The 18,778-nt window shown below is 56.3% G+C and carries 15 protein-coding genes and 1 pseudogene; 8 read left to right on the forward strand and 8 right to left on the reverse strand.

Annotated features, from left to right (window positions below; genetic code table 11):
• Nucleotides 1-220 precede the first annotated feature (220 nt).
• The 3 genes and pseudogenes from fdhF (at nucleotide 221) to ACOTY5_RS21215 (ending at nucleotide 3,637) form a co-directional block, all read left to right on the forward strand.
• A complete protein-coding gene (fdhF, locus tag ACOTY5_RS21205) occupies nucleotides 221-2,368 on the forward strand; it encodes a formate dehydrogenase subunit alpha (RefSeq protein ID WP_080024796.1) in 2,148 nt (715 codons plus the stop codon).
• A gap of 321 nt (nucleotides 2,369-2,689) precedes the next feature.
• Nucleotides 2,690-2,841, forward strand: a pseudogene (locus ACOTY5_RS21210) (Hok/Gef family protein).
• A 121-nt stretch (nucleotides 2,842-2,962) separates the two neighbouring features.
• Entirely contained in the window at nucleotides 2,963-3,637 is a 675-nt protein-coding gene (locus tag ACOTY5_RS21215; RefSeq protein ID WP_045141428.1) for a tetratricopeptide repeat protein, read from the forward strand.
• An 80-nt stretch (nucleotides 3,638-3,717) separates the two neighbouring features.
• Here ACOTY5_RS21215 and gltP read toward each other — a convergent pair whose 3' ends face one another.
• Nucleotides 3,718-5,031: a glutamate/aspartate:proton symporter GltP gene (gltP, locus tag ACOTY5_RS21220; protein ID WP_015570199.1), complete on the reverse strand. Its 1,314-nt coding sequence runs from the start codon at nucleotides 5,029-5,031 to the stop codon at nucleotides 3,718-3,720.
• 424 nt (nucleotides 5,032-5,455) lie between these two features.
• Here gltP and acs point away from each other — a divergent pair, with 424 nt between their 5' ends.
• The 3 genes from acs (at nucleotide 5,456) to actP (ending at nucleotide 9,503) form a co-directional block, all read left to right on the forward strand.
• Nucleotides 5,456-7,414, forward strand: coding sequence for an acetate--CoA ligase (gene acs, locus ACOTY5_RS21225; protein WP_040117094.1), 1,959 nt, complete (start codon nucleotides 5,456-5,458; stop codon nucleotides 7,412-7,414).
• A gap of 128 nt (nucleotides 7,415-7,542) precedes the next feature.
• Entirely contained in the window at nucleotides 7,543-7,857 is a 315-nt protein-coding gene (locus ACOTY5_RS21230) for a DUF485 domain-containing protein (protein ID WP_017382635.1), read from the forward strand.
• Nucleotides 7,854-9,503, forward strand: a complete 1,650-nt coding sequence (gene actP / locus ACOTY5_RS21235) for a cation/acetate symporter ActP (protein WP_017382634.1) — start codon at nucleotides 7,854-7,856, stop codon at nucleotides 9,501-9,503. Before ACOTY5_RS21230 ends, actP begins: the two co-directional genes overlap by 4 nt.
• Nucleotides 9,504-9,536: 33 nt before the next feature.
• Here the strand turns inward: actP and ACOTY5_RS21240 are convergent, their stop codons facing one another.
• Complete coding sequence (locus ACOTY5_RS21240) at nucleotides 9,537-10,226, reverse strand: LrgB family protein (RefSeq protein WP_015570195.1); 690 nt, start codon at nucleotides 10,224-10,226, stop codon at nucleotides 9,537-9,539.
• Nucleotides 10,219-10,629, reverse strand: a complete 411-nt coding sequence (locus ACOTY5_RS21245) for a CidA/LrgA family protein (RefSeq protein ID WP_032103693.1) — start codon at nucleotides 10,627-10,629, stop codon at nucleotides 10,219-10,221. Before ACOTY5_RS21245 ends, ACOTY5_RS21240 begins: the two co-directional genes overlap by 8 nt.
• 102 nt (nucleotides 10,630-10,731) lie before the next feature.
• Here ACOTY5_RS21245 and ACOTY5_RS21250 point away from each other — a divergent pair, with 102 nt between their 5' ends.
• The gene (locus ACOTY5_RS21250; RefSeq protein WP_032103692.1) at nucleotides 10,732-11,646 is read left to right on the forward strand and encodes a LysR family transcriptional regulator; all 915 of its coding nucleotides are present in this window, start codon (nucleotides 10,732-10,734) and stop codon (nucleotides 11,644-11,646) included.
• A gap of 36 nt (nucleotides 11,647-11,682) precedes the next feature.
• On the opposite strand, the gene ACOTY5_RS21255 is transcribed toward ACOTY5_RS21250, so the two are convergent.
• The 4 genes from ACOTY5_RS21255 to soxR all read right to left on the reverse strand — a co-directional run bounded on the left by ACOTY5_RS21255 (nucleotide 11,683) and on the right by soxR (nucleotide 16,615).
• Nucleotides 11,683-13,329 (reverse strand): Na+/H+ antiporter, encoded by a 1,647-nt coding sequence (locus tag ACOTY5_RS21255; RefSeq protein ID WP_003860270.1) that lies wholly within the window; start codon nucleotides 13,327-13,329, stop codon nucleotides 11,683-11,685.
• 152 nt (nucleotides 13,330-13,481) lie between these two features.
• Complete coding sequence (ghxP, locus tag ACOTY5_RS21260) at nucleotides 13,482-14,831, reverse strand: guanine/hypoxanthine transporter GhxP (protein WP_023295766.1); 1,350 nt, start codon at nucleotides 14,829-14,831, stop codon at nucleotides 13,482-13,484.
• Nucleotides 14,832-15,128: 297 nt separating this feature from the next.
• Nucleotides 15,129-15,800 carry a glutathione S-transferase family protein gene (locus tag ACOTY5_RS21265; protein WP_017694715.1) on the reverse strand — a complete coding sequence of 224 codons (672 nt, stop codon included), beginning with the start codon at nucleotides 15,798-15,800 and terminating at the stop codon, nucleotides 15,129-15,131.
• 356 nt (nucleotides 15,801-16,156) lie between these two features.
• On the reverse strand, nucleotides 16,157-16,615 hold the full coding sequence (gene soxR / locus ACOTY5_RS21270) for a redox-sensitive transcriptional activator SoxR (RefSeq protein ID WP_003860275.1): 459 nt from the start codon (nucleotides 16,613-16,615) through the stop codon (nucleotides 16,157-16,159).
• Nucleotides 16,616-16,713: 98 nt separating this feature from the next.
• Here soxR and soxS point away from each other — a divergent pair, with 98 nt between their 5' ends.
• A complete protein-coding gene (soxS, locus tag ACOTY5_RS21275; protein ID WP_003860277.1) occupies nucleotides 16,714-17,040 on the forward strand; it encodes a superoxide response transcriptional regulator SoxS in 327 nt (108 codons plus the stop codon).
• Between the two features lie 6 nt (nucleotides 17,041-17,046).
• Here the strand turns inward: soxS and ACOTY5_RS21280 are convergent, their stop codons facing one another.
• The gene (locus ACOTY5_RS21280; RefSeq protein WP_015570189.1) at nucleotides 17,047-18,612 is read right to left on the reverse strand and encodes an EAL domain-containing protein; all 1,566 of its coding nucleotides are present in this window, start codon (nucleotides 18,610-18,612) and stop codon (nucleotides 17,047-17,049) included.
• Nucleotides 18,613-18,778 lie beyond the last annotated feature (166 nt).

An 18,778-nucleotide genomic window follows, 5' to 3' on the forward strand; every position in this document is an offset into this window, starting at 1 on the left:
CCATTCTGCCGCTGGCTCCAGCCGAATTGTTTTTTACGTGACGGAATTCCAATCCATGTCACATCCCCTGCCCTTTCGACACGTCAATTTTGACGATTGGCTGTTTTTCGTCAGGGTTTTGCCCCGCAAAGGGCCGTAAAGTCAGGAAATACCCATAGTAAAAACATGGCATAGAAGCTGCATATTGGGCAGGTAAGAACTGTTTAACTGGAGCAAAGTGATGAAAAAAGTCGTCACGGTTTGCCCTTATTGTGCCTCAGGTTGCAAGATCCACCTGGTGGTCGATAACGGCAAAATCGTCCGGGCGGAAGCGGCGCAGGGTAAAACCAATCAGGGCACGCTGTGCCTGAAAGGGTACTACGGCTGGGATTTTATTAACGATACCCAAATCCTCACGCCGCGCCTGAAAACCCCTATGATCCGCCGCGAGCGCGGCGGCAAGCTGGAAGCCGTCTCCTGGAATGAAGCGCTGGATTACGTCGCCACGCGCCTCAGCGCCATCAAGGCCAAGTATGGCCCGGATGCGATTCAGACCACCGGCTCCTCACGCGGAACCGGGAATGAAACCAACTATGTGATGCAAAAATTCGCGCGCGCCGTTATTGGTACCAATAACGTCGACTGCTGCGCTCGCGTCTGACACGGCCCATCGGTTGCAGGTCTGCACCAGTCGGTCGGTAACGGCGCAATGAGTAATGCCATCAATGAGATAGATAACACCGATCTGGTGTTCATCTTCGGCTATAACCCGGCGGATTCTCACCCTATCGTCGCGAATCACGTTATTCGCGCCAAACAGAACGGGGCGAAAATCATCGTCTGCGATCCGCGTAAAATTGAAACCGCGCGCATTGCGGATATGCACATCGCACTGAAAAACGGCTCGAACATCGCGCTGTTGAATGCGATGGGGCACGTCATTATTGAGGAGAACCTCTACGACCAGGCGTTTGTCGCGAGCCGTACGGAAGGGTTTGAAGAGTATCGCAAGATTGTCGAAGGCTATACGCCGGAGTCAGTAGAGGCGATAACCGGCGTCAGCGCGCAGGAGATCCGCCAGGCGGCGCGGATGTACGCCGGAGCGAAAACCGCCGCCATCCTGTGGGGCATGGGCGTGACCCAGTTCTACCAGGGTGTGGAAACCGTGCGCTCGCTCACCAGCCTCGCCATGCTGACCGGCAATCTGGGTAAAGCGCATGTGGGCGTGAACCCGGTGCGTGGTCAGAATAACGTGCAGGGTGCGTGTGATATGGGCGCGCTGCCGGACACCTATCCGGGCTACCAGTACGTGAAGTTCCCGGAAAACCGCGAGAAGTTTGCGAAGGCCTGGGGCGTGGAAAGTCTGCCGGCACACACCGGATACCGCATCAGCGAGCTGCCGCACCGCGCGGCTCACGGTGAAGTACGTGCGGCCTACATCATGGGTGAAGATCCGCTCCAGACCGACGCCGAACTGTCCGCGGTGCGCAAAGGCTTTGAGGATCTGGAGCTGGTGATTGTTCAGGATATCTTTATGACCAAAACCGCGGCAGCGGCGGATGTGATTCTGCCGTCGACCTCCTGGGGCGAGCATGAAGGTGTCTATACGGCAGCAGACCGCGGCTTCCAGCGCTTCTTCAAGGCCGTCGAGCCGAAGTGGGATCTGAAAACGGACTGGCAGATCATCAGCGAAATCGCCACCCGCATGGGCTACCCGATGCACTACAACAACACCCAGGAGATCTGGGACGAGTTGCGGCATCTGTGTCCGGACTTTTATGGGGCAACCTATGAAAAAATGGGTGAGCTGGGCTACATCCAGTGGCCGTGCCGGGATGAGTCAGAATCCGATCAGGGGACGTCATACCTCTTTAAAGAGAAGTTCGACACCCCGAACGGGCTGGCGCAGTTCTTCACCTGCGACTGGGTCGCGCCGATCGATAAGCTCACCGACGAGTATCCGATGGTGCTCTCCACCGTGCGTGAAGTGGGCCACTACTCCTGCCGTTCCATGACCGGCAACTGCGCCGCGCTGGCGGCGCTGGCGGATGAACCGGGCTACGCGCAGATCAACACCGCCGACGCCGAACGGCTCGGTATTGAAGATGAAGCGCTGGTGTGGGTGAACTCGCGTAAAGGCCGCATCATTACCCGCGCGCAGGTCAGCGACCGTCCGAACAAAGGCGCGGTCTATATGACCTACCAGTGGTGGATTGGCGCCTGTAACGAGCTGGTGACGGAGAACTTAAGCCCGATAACCAAAACGCCGGAGTATAAATACTGCGCCGTAAACGTGGAGCCAATAGCGGATCAACACGCTGCGGAACAGTATGTGATCGACGAATATAACAAGCTGAAAGCCCGCCTGCGCGAAAGCGCAATGGGATGAAGCCGTTAATTAATCGCTGACTAAATGGGGTGAGATATTCACCCCATTATTATTTCTGGCACCGCTATTAATTACATCTATATATATTTCTGAAGACGTCTCGCAGAAAAAATGTAATTTGCGCGAAAATTAATTACATCTTTGCATTTTAATTCAGCGAGATAAGATATGCGGCGGGTGCTTAAGACTTTCTGTCTTGAGCATTGTTGAGGGACAGAAAGTGGAAAGCCCCGGGAAATTTGCATTTACCCGAGGCTACCCCTCAACAACCAACAGGTTGAGAGTAGCCTCTTATTCTTTTTTTCACAAGGAGTAAAAGGCATGACGCCATTAAAAACTACGTTAGGCATCGTCTTTATTATTTGCCTGACGATAGTGATCTTTACCTTTATTACTCGCGATAAGCTCTGCGAGTTTTAATAAAGAGTGAACATCAGGAGGTGGCGGCGAAATTAGCCTGTAACGCAGGCTAACCTCTTCGGGCGGAACGCGTGTTCCGCCCGGCTTGTGGGATGCTGAGGTCTTAACGCACCCGTTTTTTTCTTCTGTCACCGCGATTATACTGCGCGGCGTGTACTCAGATGATAAGAATCCATGAAAACCCTTTTTCTGATGTTGTTATTTTTAACCGCGTTTGCCCATGCCGATGAGATAGGCAGCCAGTATAAAAAGCAGGCTGAAGCGGGCGATGCGCGCGCGCAGTATTATCTTGCCGATACCTGGTTCAGTTCCGGCGACAGCGCGCAGGCGGCGCTGTGGGCGGAAAAAGCGGCAAAAGGCGGTGATGTCGACGCCATGGCGCTGCTGTCGCAAATCCACTTTTCGCAGGGCGACTATGCTCAGGCCAAAGCCCTGGCCCAGCAGGCAAACATTGCGGGCAGCAAACGCGGCGCGATCATGCTGGCGCGGGTGCTGGTGAACACGCAGGCGGGCAAAACCGACTACCCGCAGGCCATCGCACTGCTGCAATCGGCGACCGAAGACATCGATAGCGACTCGGCGGTAGACGCGCAACAGCAGCTGGGGCTGATCTATGCCAACGGCGTTGAAGTCCCTCAGGATGACGTGCAGGCCGCGTCGTGGTTCAAGCGGAGTTCGGCTCTGTCCCGGACGGGCTATGCGGAGTACTGGGCAGGAATGCTGTTCAGGCAGGGTGAGAAAGGCTTTATCACACCGAATAAGCAGAAAGCGCTTTACTGGTTAAACCTGAGCTGTACCGAAGGGTTTGATACCGGGTGTGAAGAGTTTGATGCGTTGAGCGGGGAGTAACGTGCCGGGTGGCGGCTTCGCCTTACCCGGCCTACAAAACCCGTAGGCCCGGTAAGCGCAGCGCCACCGGGCTTAGAATGTTACTGGTCAGCCGTTTTATCAAAACGACCCAGCACCTCGCGTTCATACGCTAGCGCTTTTTTACGGTCGAACTTGTGTTCCCACTTGGAGATTACCAGCACCGCCAGCGCATTACCCACCACGTTCAGCGCAGTACGCGCCATGTCTAGGATACGGTCCACACCGGCAATAAACGCCAGGCCTTCCAGCGGAATACCGACGCTGCCCAGCGTCGCCAGCAGCACCACGAAGGAGACGCCCGGGACGCCTGCGATGCCTTTTGAAGTCACCATCAGCGTCAGAACCAGCACGATCTCCTGCCACAGCGACAGGTCAATGCCGTACAGCTGCGCGATAAAGATTGCCGCAATACTCTGATACAGCGTCGAACCATCCAGGTTAAAGGAGTAACCCGTTGGCACCACGAAGCTGGTAATGGACGCCGGCGCACCGTAGGCCTCCATCTTCTCAATGATACGCGGCAGTACGCTCTCGGAGCTTGCCGTGGAGTAGGCCAGAATCAGCTCATCCTTCAGGATGCGGATCAGGATCCAGATGCTGAGCCCGCACAGGCGCGCCACAATGCCCAGCACTACCAGCGCGAAGAACAGAATCGCGAAGTGCACCAGAATCACCAGCTTCGCCAGCGGCCACAGGGAGGCAAAGCCGAAGTTCGCTACGGTCACCGCAATCAGCGCGAATACCCCGACCGGCGCATAGCGCATCACCATGTGGGTGACTTTGAACATGGTTTCGGAGACAGATCGGAACACGGTGACCAGCGGTTCACGGTGCGTCGCGGGCAGGGAAGAAAGCCCCAGACCAAAGAGTACCGAGAAGAAGATGATCGGCAGCATCTCGCCCTTCGCCATGGACGCGATAATGTTGGTCGGCACCAGCGAGAGAATAGTCCCCATCAGTCCATGCGAATGGCTCTGCACATCGGCGGTTGTGCTTTGGTATTTCGAAATATCCACCGTCGCCAGCTGCGACATATCGATCCCGGCACCAGGCTGGAACACATTCGCCAGGGTGATGCCAAGAACGATGGCAACCGTGGTGATCACTTCGAAATAGAGAATAGTTTTAACGCCGATGCGGCCTAACTGTTTCGCATCACCGACACCCGCGATACCGACCACCAGCGTCGAGATCACAATCGGCACAACAATCATCTTGATCAGATGAATAAAGATATCGCCCGCAGGGGAGAGAAGGTTCGCAATCAGCCACTCGCGGCTGTCGCTATGATAATGGAGGTAACTGCCCAGCAAGATGCCCAGCACAAGGGCCAGCAGGATCTGCCAGGCCAGGCTGACTTTCAAATTTTTCATAGAAACTGACTTCCTCAATGAAATCTCCGTACCATCAAAACTGCATGAATATGGAGACATACTGAAAGGGTATGAATTGTGTTGCGTTGGTTTATGGGATTTTTTTAACGCGCCGTATGAGTATCATTTGCACGGCATGCTGCGCAAGCCTTAAAGAACGAGGCATTTCACTGCAAAAAGTGTCATTGACGGCAATTTATAGCAATTCGCATAAATAACCATTTGTTATACAAAATATTTTCACTTCAAAAAAGTGAATAATTCTTCAGGTGAATTATTTCCCTTCAAAGTTTCATTCGCTCAATTTTCATACTCTTCAGACATTGCGTGATCTGTCGCCCAAATACTAAACAAAGCTTGTAAAGCCCCTACTATTAACGTTTTTGCGACATATTATTAACATCTTACAAGGAGAAAAAAAGCCATGAGCCAAATACACAAACACGACATTCCCGCAAACATTGCGGACCGTTGCCTGATAAGCCCGGAGCAATACCAGGAGAAATACCAGCAGTCCGTTTCCAGCCCTGACGCGTTCTGGGGTGAGCAGGGCCACATCCTCGACTGGATCAAACCTTATCAGAAGGTAAAGAACACCTCTTTCGCGCCGGGCAACGTCTCCATTAAATGGTATGAAGACGGCACGCTGAACCTGGCGGCGAACTGCCTGGACCGCCATCTTGCTGAACGCGGCAACGAAACGGCCATCATCTGGGAAGGCGACGATGCCTCTCAGAGTAAACACATCTCGTATAAAGAACTTCATCGCGACGTGTGCCGCTTTGCCAACGTGCTGCTGGCCCAGGGCATTAAAAAAGGCGATGTGGTGGCGATCTATATGCCAATGGTGCCGGAAGCCGCCGTGGCTATGCTGGCCTGCGCGCGCATCGGCGCGATCCACTCCGTGATCTTCGGCGGTTTCTCGCCGGAGGCGGTTGCCGGGCGTATTGTCGACTCAAATTCGAAGCTGGTGATCACCGCTGACGAGGGCGTGCGCGCCGGGCGCGGTATTCCGCTGAAGAAAAACGTTGATGAAGCGCTGAAAAACCCGAACGTAAAATCCATCAACAACGTCATTGTCCTCAAGCGCACGGGCGGCAAAATCGACTGGCACGAGGGGCGCGACCTGTGGTGGAGCGATCTGATTGAAAACGCGAGCGACCAGCATCAGCCGGAAGAGATGAACGCGGAAGATCCGCTGTTTATCCTGTATACCTCCGGCTCCACCGGTAAGCCGAAAGGCGTGCTGCATACCACCGGCGGTTATCTGGTCTATGCGGCCACCACCTTTAAATACGTTTTCGACTATCATCCGGGCGACATCTACTGGTGTACCGCCGACGTGGGCTGGGTCACCGGTCACAGCTACCTGCTGTACGGCCCGCTGGCCTGCGGCGCAACGACGCTGATGTTTGAAGGCGTACCGAACTGGCCGACCCCGGCGCGTATGTGCCAGGTGGTTGATAAGCATCAGGTCAACATTCTCTATACCGCGCCAACGGCGATCCGTGCGCTAATGGCGGAAGGCGATAAAGCCATCGAAGGGACCGACCGCTCTTCCCTGCGTATCCTCGGCTCCGTGGGCGAGCCGATCAACCCCGAAGCCTGGGAGTGGTACTGGAAGAAGATCGGCAACGAGAAGTGCCCGGTGATGGATACCTGGTGGCAGACCGAAACCGGCGGCTTCATGATCACCCCGATGCCGGGCGCCACGCAGCTGAAAGCCGGTTCGGCCACCCGTCCGTTCTTCGGCGTGCAGCCTGCGCTGGTGGATAACGAAGGCAATCCGCAGGAAGGCGCTACCGAGGGCAACCTGGTGATCGTCGATTCCTGGCCTGGCCAGGCGCGTACCCTGTTCGGCGACCATGAGCGCTTCGAGCAGACCTACTTCTCGACCTTCAAAAACATGTACTTCAGCGGCGACGGCGCGCGCCGGGATGAAGACGGTTATTACTGGATCACCGGACGCGTGGACGACGTGTTGAACGTTTCCGGCCACCGTCTGGGTACGGCGGAAATTGAATCTGCGCTGGTGTCGCATCCGAAAATTGCCGAAGCGGCGGTTGTCGGCATTCCTCACAACATCAAAGGCCAGGCGATCTACGCCTACGTCACCCTGAACCACGGCGAAGAACCGTCGCCAGAGCTGTATACCGAGGTGCGCAACTGGGTGCGTAAAGAGATCGGCCCGCTTGCCACGCCGGACGTGCTGCACTGGACCGACTCGCTGCCGAAAACCCGTTCCGGCAAGATTATGCGCCGTATCCTGCGCAAAATCGCGGCGGGCGACACCAGTAACCTCGGTGATACCTCAACGCTGGCCGATCCTGGCGTGGTGGACAAACTGCTCGAAGAGAAGCAGGCCATCGCAATGCCTTCCTAGTGTTTTCTCCCTCTCCCCGTGGGAGAGGGCCGGGGTGAGGGCATCAGACCGCACCTTCCTCCCCTCACCCTCTCCCCACAGGGGAGAGGGGATAAAAACAAACCAACCTTACTTCTGGAGACTCTGTGATGAATAACGATATTTGTCAGCAGATAGAGAATAGTGCGCACTACAGGGAGCTCGTCGAAAAACGGCAACGGTTTGCCTTCATCCTTTCCATCATCATGCTGATTATCTACGTCGGCTTTATTCTGCTGATCGCCTTTGCGCCGCACTGGCTGGGCACCCCGCTGCATGAGGGTACCAGCGTCACGCGCGGTATTCCGATTGGGATTGGCGTGATCATCATTTCGTTTGTGCTCACGGGTGTGTACGTCTGGCGTGCGAACGGTGAATTCGATCGTCTTAACAGAGAAGTTCTGCGCGAGGTAAAAGCATCATGAAGCGAGTCCTGACGGCGCTAGCCGCCACACTTCCCTTTGCTGCCCATGCGGCAGATGCCCTTACCGGCGAGGTTCAGCGCCAGCCAACCAACTGGCAGGCGATTATCATGTTCCTGATTTTCGTGGTGCTGACGCTGTACATCACCTACTGGGCGTCGAAACGCGTACGCTCCCGTAACGATTACTACACCGCGGGCGGCAATATTACCGGCTTCCAGAACGGGCTGGCGATCGCGGGGGACTTTATGTCCGCCGCCTCGTTCCTTGGGATCTCCGCGCTGGTGTATACCTCAGGGTATGACGGCCTGATCTACTCCCTCGGGTTCCTGGTGGGCTGGCCAATCATTCTGTTCCTGATTGCCGAGCGCCTGCGTAACCTGGGGCGCTATACCTTTGCTGACGTCGCCTCCTATCGCCTGAAGCAGGGGCCGATTCGTACCCTCTCCGCCTGCGGTTCGCTGGTGGTGGTGGCACTTTATCTGATCGCCCAGATGGTCGGCGCGGGCAAACTGATCGAGCTGCTGTTCGGCCTGAACTACCACGTCGCGGTGGTGCTGGTCGGCGTGCTGATGGTGATGTACGTCCTGTTCGGCGGCATGCTGGCCACCACCTGGGTACAGATCATCAAAGCGGTACTGCTGCTGTTCGGCGCCAGCTTTATGGCCTTTATGGTGATGAAGCACGTCGGGTTCAGCTTCAATAATCTGTTTACCGAAGCGATGGCGGTCCACCCGAAAGGGGAAGCGATCATGAGCCCGGGCGGGCTGGTGAAAGATCCGATATCCGCGCTCTCGCTCGGTCTCGGCCTGATGTTCGGTACCGCTGGCCTGCCGCATATCCTGATGCGTTTCTTTACCGTGTCAGATGCGCGTGAAGCGCGTAAAAGCGTGTTCTATGCCACCGGCTTTATGGGTTACTTCTACATTCTGACCTTTATCATCGGCTTTGGCGCGATCATGCTGGTGGGGGCGAACCCGGCGTTTAAAGACGCGGCGGGCGCGCTGATTGGCGGTAACAACATGGCGGCGGTGCATCTGGCCGACGCGGTGGGCGGCAACCTGTTCCTCGGCTTTATCTCTGCCGTGGCCTTTGCCACCATCCTCGCGGTGGTTGCAGGGCTGACGCTGGCCGGTGCGTCTGCGGTATCGCATGACCTCTACGCCAACGTCTTCCGCAAAGGCGCGAGCGAGCGCGATGAGCTGAAAGTCTCCAAAATCACCGTGCTGGTGCTGGGCGTCGTCGCCATCCTGCTGGGGATTTTGTTCGAGAAACAGAACATCGCCTTTATGGTCGGGCTGGCCTTCTCGATTGCGGCAAGCTGTAACTTCCCGATCATTCTGCTCTCCATGTACTGGTCAAAACTGACCACCCGTGGGGCGATGATTGGCGGCTGGCTGGGCCTGCTGACGGCGGTGATTCTGATGATCCTCGGCCCGACCATCTGGGTGCAGATCCTCGGTCACGAAAGCGCTATCTTCCCGTATGAATACCCGGCGCTGTTCTCCATTGCCGTGGCGTTTATCGGGATCTGGATCTTCTCTGCCACCGATAATTCACCGGAGGGTAACCTGGAGCGTGAAAAATTCCGCGCCCAGTTTATCCGCTCGCAAACCGGCCTGGGCGTTGAGCAGGGCCGCGCGCACTAAGCCTTTTCTCCCCGGTCGCTCTGGCCGGGGAGCTTAAAACATCACCCACGCCACCAGCGGCGCAATCAGCACCATCGTGACGCCCGAAAGCATCATCACCAGGCTCGCGACCACGCCCTCCTGCTGTCCCAGCTCATACGAACGTGCCGTCCCCGCCCCGTGCGACGCCGCGCCAAACCCCGCGCCTTTCGCCATCCCTTCGCGAATGGAAAGCCGCAGAAACAGCACATCCCCCACTGCCATGCCGAAGACGCCCGTCACCACCACAAACAGCGCCACCAGATCCGGCTGGCCACCGAGCGGTTTGGCGGCTGCCAGCGCAAACGGCGTGGTCACCGAACGCACCGCCAGGCTGCGCTGGATTTCATCCGACAGGGTAAACAACCGCGCCAGCCAGACCGAACTGCACACCGCCACCACCGTCGCGGTGACGACACCCGCGCTGAGCGACATCCAGTGGCGTCTGATAATGGCGAGGTTGTCATAAACGGGTACGGCGAAGGCGATGGTCGCCGGGCCGAGCAGCCACAGCAGCCAGTGGGATTCGCCAATGTAGTTCTGCCAGGAGATATGGCCGAAGACCAGCATCAGCACCAGCAGGATCGGCGTAAAGACCAGCGGCATCAGCGGCAGCGCGCGAAAGCGGCGATACAGGCGCTTGTTGGCAAAGTAGATGACGACTGTCGCAATCAGGCACAGCACGCTTATCTGAAAGTTAGTCATGCGTCTGCCTGCTGATTTCAAAGCGATACACTTTATCCACCACCCAGGCGGTGGCGCCCAGCACCATCAGCGTGCTCAGGGCGATAACCGCAAAGATGCGCCAGCCGTCGACCATCAGCAGCTGGGCATAGTTCACCACCGCCACCACGGCCGGCACAAAGAACAACAGCATCTCCGCCAGCAGCCAGCGTGCGCCGGCCCGCACCCAGCTAAGGGGCAACGCGCGACAGAGGATCAGCGTCAGCATCAGCACCATCCCCACCAAGTTGGCGGGTAAAGGCAGATGCAGCCAGTCGACAAGATATTCCGCGAAAACAAACAGTCCCGCGTAAAGCAGTACCTGAACCGGTACCTGGAGTCGTTGCACAACGGCAGGCGTAACACGGCTTAACGCCACGGCCATGGGGGTTTTCCTCAGAAATGAGACGAGGCGCCAGTATAGTGAGCGTACGGTATCGACTGAAATGAATTAAAATCATCGAAGGTATAGTTTCGAGGAATAATCATGGACATAAGAACGCTGCGCTATTTTGTCGAGGTGGTTCGCCAGCAAAGTTTTACCCGCGCAGCGGAGAAGTTATTCGTAACCCAGCCAACCATCAGCAAGATGCTGAAAAACCTCGAAGATGAGCTGAACTGTACCCTGCTGATCCGCGACGGACGCAAGCTACTGCTGACCGATACCGGTCGCGTGGTGTTCGAGCGCGGGCTGGCAATTCTGGCGGAGTTCCGCCAGCTGGAGGCCGAGCTTGGGGACATCAACCATCTGACAAAAGGGCTGCTGCGGCTCGGTATTCCGCCGATGGTCGGCATGATGATGGCCGGTCCGATAAGTCTGTTTCGTCAGCGCTATCCCGGCGTGGAGCTAAAAATTTCTGAATTTGGCGGCCTGACCGTGCAGCAGGCGGTGATGAACGGTGAACTGGACGTGGCCATGACGGCCCTTCCCGTGGAGGAGGAGAGCGGCCTGGCGACGCTGCCTCTGTTCAGTCACCCGCTGTGCGTGCTGGTGCCGCGCTCCGGCGACTGGCTGAAGATTGAGTCAGTAAAACCCGAGCTGCTCGGCGAACACCCGCTGCTGATTTACAACGAAGATTTCGCCTTAAGCCGCCAGCTGATGGCGCTGTTTAACCAGCATAACGTGAAGCCGCGCATTGCGGTGCGCAGCGGCCAGTGGGATTTTCTGGCGGCGATGGTACAGGCGGGCGTGGGGATTGCCATTCTGCCGCAGCCGATCTGCGAGCGGCTGGATAAAAATACGCTGCGCTGGATCCCGCTGGAGAGCGACCTGCACTGGCAGCTGGGGATGATCTGGCGTGAAGGGGTCTATCTGTCGCACAGCGCGCAGGCGTGGTTGCAATGCTGTGAGGGGTTTTGGGTACCCTCTCCCACAGGGAGAGGGTACCGATCGAGCACGTAGGCCCGGTAAGCGCAGCGCCACCGGGCAATTACAGCGCTACTGATTCTCAATCAACAACGCTTCCAGCAGATCCAGATCGTGCAGCAGCTTTTGCAGCGTCTCGTTGCTGATCTGCCGCGTGGCGCGCAGGTGATACAGCTCGGCACGCTCGGAGCGCAGCGCCGCCAGGCGGAAACGGCGTTCGAGGTTCTCTTCCTGCAACGAACTTTCCACGTCGTTACGTCCGTCAGCACGGCGACGCAAATTACCGATCACGCGTGAACTGACTTCCTTCAGCAGCTGGTTATCAATGTTCTCTTCGGCATCGGCGGCCAGACGCTCCTCCATCTTCTCGATGGCGACAATCGCCACTTCCGCCGTCGCCGCACGGGCAATCCGCTCTTCTTTGTGCTGTTGCGAGGAGTCCCCTGCGTCAATATGTTGCAGCAGAATCGGCAGCATAATCACGCCGACAAACAGGGAGAAGAGGATCACGCCCGCCGCCAGGAACACCAGCTCGTAGCGCGCCGGGAAGACGTCACCCGTCGGCAGCAGCAGAGGAATGGAGAGCACACCAGCAAGGGTGATCGCCCCGCGCACGCCCGCGAAAGAGGCAATCAGCAGCTCGCGCGTGGTCCACGAGCCGAACTCCATCGGCTTTTTGGTCAGGAAGCGAACGCTGAATTTCTTCATCGTCCACAGCCAGCCGAAACGCACCAGCATCAGCGCAAGGTAGATGAGCACGATATCGGTAAACAGCATCCAGACTTCAACGTTTGGATCCGCTTCGGCTGCAATCAGCGAGGATTCCATAATGCCCGGCAGTTGCAGACCCAACAGCAGGAACACCATGCCGTTAAACACAAACTCGAGCATGGCCCAGGTACTGTTCGCACGCAGGCGCATCGCCAGCGGCGCGCGCCGCATAACGCCAGAGCGGGTGATGGTCATCCCCGCGGCTACCGCCGCCAGAATGCCCGACACGCCAATGTGTTCGGCAATCAGGTAAGAGGCGAACGGCAGCAGGAACAGCAGGACGATCTGCGTCGCCGGTTCATCACCACCCCAGCGGCTAAGGAAGCGCAGCGAGCGTCCGTACAGCCAGCTCACTACGAAGCCCGCGAGGATACCGCCAATCGCCACCTTGAAGAATTCCAGGGTCGCGCCGCCGACGGTAAAGACCATGGTGCCCATGGCAACCGCCACGGCAAACTTCAGGGCGACCAGGCCAGAGGCGTCGTTCATCAGCGCCTCGCCCTGCAAAATGCCCATGATTTTCTTTGGAATGCGCCCTTCGCCCACAATGCCGGACAGCGCCACGGCGTCGGTAGGCGACAGCACGGCGGCCAGCGCAAAGGCGGGTATGAGCGGGATCCCCGGTACGGCCCAGTAGATCAGAAAACCAATCCCGACCACGGTGACCACCACCAGCGCCAGCGCCAGGCCGAAGATCTCTCGCCCGTGCTCCAGAAATTCGCGCGTCGGCGTTTTCCAGCCATCGGCAAACAGCAGCGGCGGGATGAACAGCACGAGGAACAGTTCCGGATCGAACTCCACGTGCAGACCGAACGTCGGCCACGCCAGCAGCGCACCGATAGCTATTTGCATTAAAGGCAGGGGGACCTGGAAGGGCAGTACGCGTGTAACCACCCCGGATAATGAGACCACAAGGGTCATGATGAGTATTGTGAAGAAAATTTCCATGCGTTCCCTGTTTGCTGTGTTTCTTATATGCCAAACCTGAGGCGTCGTGCCTCTTATTCTATCCTCTCCAGAGTAACGTAAAAGGCAACAGGATGAGTCCTGAAAATAAAAACGGGCGGCCTGAGCCACCCGTTTTCGCATAAAAAGTCAATTCAGATGGCCCAGCCGCCCGCGTAGAACGCCACCAGCGCAACGGCGATGACCACGGTACCGATGTTCAGCTTACGCCACTCACCGGAGACCAGACGCCCAATCACCAGCGAGGCGAAGCCGATCATAATGCCGGTCACGATGTTACAGGTCAGCACGATGAATACCGCAGTGATCAGGCCGGACATGGCATCAACAAAATCCGCGAAGTCGATTTTCGCCACGTTGCTCAGCATCAGCAGGCCGACGTACATCAGCGCAGGTGCGGTCGCGTAAGCCGGCACCAGATAAGAGAGCGGAGAGAGGAACAGGATCAGCAGGAACAGCACGCCAACGGTGATGGCCGTCAGGCCGGTTTTACCGCCTGCCGCCGTACCCGCTGCGGACTCAATGTACACCGCCGCAGGCGCCGCACCTACCAGGCCAGAGAAAACGCTGCTCAGGGAGTCGGTGGTCAGCGCTTTGCCGCCGTCAATAATCTGTCCGTCTTTATCCAGCAGGTTAGCCTGACCGGCCACCGCGCGGATGGTGCCCGTGGCATCAAACACCGCGGTCATTACCAGCGCCAGCACGCTTGGCAGGATCACTGGGTTCAGCGCGCCCACAATATCCAGGCTGCCAATCAGGGAGTTACCGTTGTCATCGCTCAGCGACGGCATGGCGAAAATCCCGGAGAAATGAACGGTCGGGTCGAAGATCAGGCCGACGATGGACACGCCGATAATGGTCAGCAGAATGCCGCCCGGCACTTTCAGTTTTTCCAGGCCAATGATCACCGCCAGACCCACCAGCGACATGATCACCGGGAAGCTCGCGAAGTTACCCAGCGCAACCGGCAGGCCGTCCAGCGGGTTCTTGATGACCAGACCCACGCCGTTGGCAGCGATCAGCAGCAGGAACAGGCCAATACCGATGCCGGTGCCGTGCGCCACGCCCTGCGGCAGGTTGCGCAAAATCCAGCTACGAATGCCGGTTGCTGAAATTACGGTGAACAGCACGCCCATCAGGAACACGGCGCCGAGCGCTACCGGGACGCTGATATGCTGGCCCAGCACCAGGCTGAAGGCGGTAAACGCGGTCAGGGAGATGGCGCACCCGATCGCCAGCGGCAGGTTCGCCCACAGGCCCATCACAATCGAACCCACACCCGCAACCAGGCAGGTGGCAACGAAGACCGCCGCTGGCGGGAAGCCCGCTTTGCCGAGCATGCCTGGCACCACGATGACGGAGTACACCATCGCCAGAAACGTGGTCAGACCGGCAACAACTTCCTGGCGCACGGTGCTGCCGCGAGCAGAAATTTTAAACATGGCGTCAAGTGAACCGCCGGTACGCGCAGATGGCGTAGACATAGAAAACATCCCCTGAAAATTTTTATTGAAAGTCCGTAAGCGTGGTGGAGACTCCACTGCCAGCGAAACGTCAAATCCTTGTGCTGCGTTTGCGACGAAAGGGGCGTCACAAAAAAAGCAAACGTTTAGCTCCGCGCTTACAAAACGGGTGGTCAAATGTAGGCAAACGATTATCTAGCCTAATACCCGCCCTTTTCAACTGAACTTTCTCGTTTTTCGCTAAAATTGCCTCATGACGATGAAGAATTAAGCAGAGGATGCGCAAACGTTATCGTCCATGCGCAATTTCGTTACATTTCATCCCTCGCCGGGGATTGTCAGCGGGCCGCCTTTCGCAAGCGTTGTCTGCCAGCCCGGACGTGCCTCCACTCTCTGTTTCCACGCCGCTATGTGGTCGAGATTGTCAATGCCGCCTCTCGCCAGCAGGGCGAAGAGGGGAAAACTCATCTGGATATCAGCCATGGTCAGCGTGTCGCCGGCAAACCAGCTGTTTTCGGCAAGATGATCGTTAATAAAGCGCGCATGCGTTTCCAGCTGGCGGTTGAGATACGCTTTTTGCACCCCCTGCCCCAGCGCCTTACCCAGCGTGCGCAGGCCAAACGGGACGGGTGGTTTGCCGAGGCTGTTAAACACCAGCTTCATTAACAGTAGCGGCATCAAAGACCCTTCGGCGTAATGCAGCCAGAAGCGATACTGCACTTTATGGGCGGGATCTAACGGTTTGAATCGTGACGCCGAATCGTACGTTTCCTGAAGATATTCCAGAATCGCGCCTGATTCGGCCAGCACCAGTCCGTTATCTTCCAGTACCGGGGATTTCCCCAGCGGATGCACTTTTTTGAGCGAATCCGGTGCAAGCATTGATTTCTCGCGCTGGTAGCGCACAATCTCATACGTCAGACCCAGCTCTTCCAGCGCCCAGAGGACGCGATGTGAACGAGACTGATTAAGGTGGTGGACCGTTAGCATGATGTTCTCCGGTGATTCATACTTTTTAACTATAGAAAACTGAACAACTTCACGAAAAAAATTCGGCTAAAATCTCACCGTCTCCGGTGGCAAAAACGGGGGCCGGGCATAGAATTAAAGTGTCAGTACAAACCGGAACCTCCTCCACAAGCTCGACACGAGGGGTACTGATGTCGGGGGAAACCCTCCCGTGAGCCAGCGGGATAGAGAGAAAGACAAAGACCGGAAAAAACTAAAGCGCCCTTAGTGGCGCTTTAGTTCTTTATGCTTGTTGCCGGGTGGCGGCTGCGCCTTACCCGGCCTGCAAAACCGAGAGCGTAGGCCGGGTAAGCGAAGCGTCACCCGGCAAACACCTCTCAATCCTCCTCCAGCAACCGCGCCCCTGTTCCCTGCTCGCCCAGCCTGTCACCCGGGTTACGCAGCGGACAATCGCTGCGTGATAAACACCCGCAACCAATGCAGCCGTCCAGCTCATCGCGCAGGGCCACCAGCGTGTGAATACGACGATCCAGCTCTTCTCGCCACTGGGACGACAGCTGCTTCCACTCCTTCGCGCTCAGCGAGTGACCTTCCGGCAATACGCCGAACGCGTCACCGATGGTGGCCAGAGGAATGCCGATACGTTGCGCAATTTTGATGATCGCCACGTAGCGGAGCACATCGCGGGTGTAGCGCCGCTGGTTTCCGGCGTTACGGATACTTTTTATTAACCCTTTGCTTTCATAGAAGTGGAGTGCCGACACCGCCACACCGCTTCGCTTAGCCACTTCACCGGGGGTTAACAGCGCTTTGATGCGCGGTAATCTCTTTTCCATAAAACCTCTTTACCTCAAGTTAACTTGAGGAATTATACTCCCCCGCAGAGAAAACGACGAATCAACCAGGACAGATGTCTCCACAGAGGGGTAACCTTATGTCGCATCAGCAAATTATTCAGACACTTATTGAATGGATTGATGAACATATCGACCAGCCGTTGAACATTGATGTGGTCGCTAAGAAGTCGGGCTATTCGAAATGGTATTTACAGAGAATGTTCCGCACCGTAATGCATCAAACGCTGGGTGATTACATTCGCCAGCGCAGGCTCCTGCTGGCGGCGCAGGCGTTACGCTCAACGCAGCGGCCCATTTTTGATATCGCAATGGATCTGGGCTATGTGTCGCAGCAGACCTTTTCCCGCGTCTTCCGCCGCGAGTTTGACCGTACGCCGAGCGACTACCGCCATCAGCTCAATTAATGCGTGTTAACGCAAGGGTTGCTGCTGCCAGGCCATAAATGCCTGGGGCGGCATCGCTTTCGCGAAGTGCCATCCCTGACAATACTGCACGCCACGCTTCAGCAACCAGCTCACCTGCTCCCCCGTCTCGACCCCTTCCGCAATGGTTTTCAGCCGCAGGCTTTGCGCCATCTCAATGATGTGCTCGGCAATCAGGTGGCTGGTGCTGTTGGTGGTTAAGGTATCGATAAAGGATTTGTCGATTTTCAGGATATCGACGTTCAGCGAATAGAGGTTATGCAGGTTAGAGTAGCCGGTTCCGAAATCATCAATCGCCACTTCATACCCCGCCTGGCGAAACGCCTGAATGACCGGCGTGGTTTTTGGCACGTCAATAAACCCCCGCTCCGTCACCTCAATTTTGATTTGCTGCGCGCGAACCGAGTAAAAGCGGGCTTTGTCGGAGATCAGGGCGATAAGACGCGAAGAGTGAAAATCCGACGCCGACAGGTTAATCGAGACATACAGATCGGGATGAGCGGCAAGAAAATGGCCCAGATCGCTGAACACCTCCTCCACGACGTAATCCGTAATGCGCTCAATCATCCCCTCTTTTTCTGCCAGGGGAATAAATTCCGCCGGGCTCATAACCTGACCGTTGAATCCAGGCCAGCGCAACAACGCCTCTGCCCCCACGCACTGGTTATTTTTAATATCAATAATGGGCTGATAATGGACGCACAGCTGGCGTTTATTCAGCGCCCGGTGCAGAAGTCGGCCAGGCGAATTGAATTCACGGTGTGTACGCGACCACACCAGCAGAATAATAATGCTGCAAATTATCCCCAGCGGTAGCGTCAGGGTAGCCTGATGATAAAGCGTTTTATAAAAACGGGCGCTGGAGGTTGAAACGATGGCCGCAATCGGCCGCTGCCCGGATTTCACGATCGTATAAAAACGGTCACCTTTCTGAAAAGTCGTTTCCTGATGTCGAAGCATCGAATGCAATAAAGAAATATTGGCTTTCTGGCTTACAGAAAAGAATGCATTGCTGACAGTGTCATACACCCCCCACGACAGGGAACGATCGTCTGACATCACCTCACTGTACGAAAGCGGGTTGACCACTGCGACATAATTTCCGCGCTGCATATATATCATTTTATAACCATCAAAAAATGGCGTATCGCGAAAATAATAGATAGCAACGTCGGGTTTACGTGTGTAATTGGCAGCGGGAATGGTGTAAGGATGATCCGGCGTAAAAAGGGTCGAGCAGAGAAACGACTGGCCTTCAGCATAAATTAAATCGGCAACAAAAAGACGACCGCGGGAAACGTTCAACATATATTGACGATGCTCCGGCGTACACACTTTTCCCTGATATTTTTCCGCGTCTTCCCGGGCCAGATCAACCTGTTGAATAACCCGTTCAGTTTTGTTTAAAGCAAGTTCAGCAAACGTGCGCAGCTGGGCGCTGATTTCCGACACGGCTCTAAGCTGGGCAAACCATAGCGCAAGCATCACCGGCAGCATAACTACCATGATAATCCCGACCACTTTGAGCATGTTGCGCAGCGCGCTACGATTCATTTCCCGCTCTGTATCCCTGCATGTTGTACGCCTGTAGCAATGAAGACCGGCTGCTTTGATAAACAGGTGATTACGTTGCATGAATCATGGGAAGTTAGCAACTGACTTTTGGTATTAAAAATCCTAAAATTCGTGATGCCGATAATATTTTCCCGTAAGCCAAACT

This window comes from Enterobacter cloacae complex sp. SHL018 (assembly GCF_049237905.1).
Taxonomy (GTDB): Bacteria; Pseudomonadota; Gammaproteobacteria; order Enterobacterales; family Enterobacteriaceae; genus Enterobacter; species Enterobacter hormaechei_C.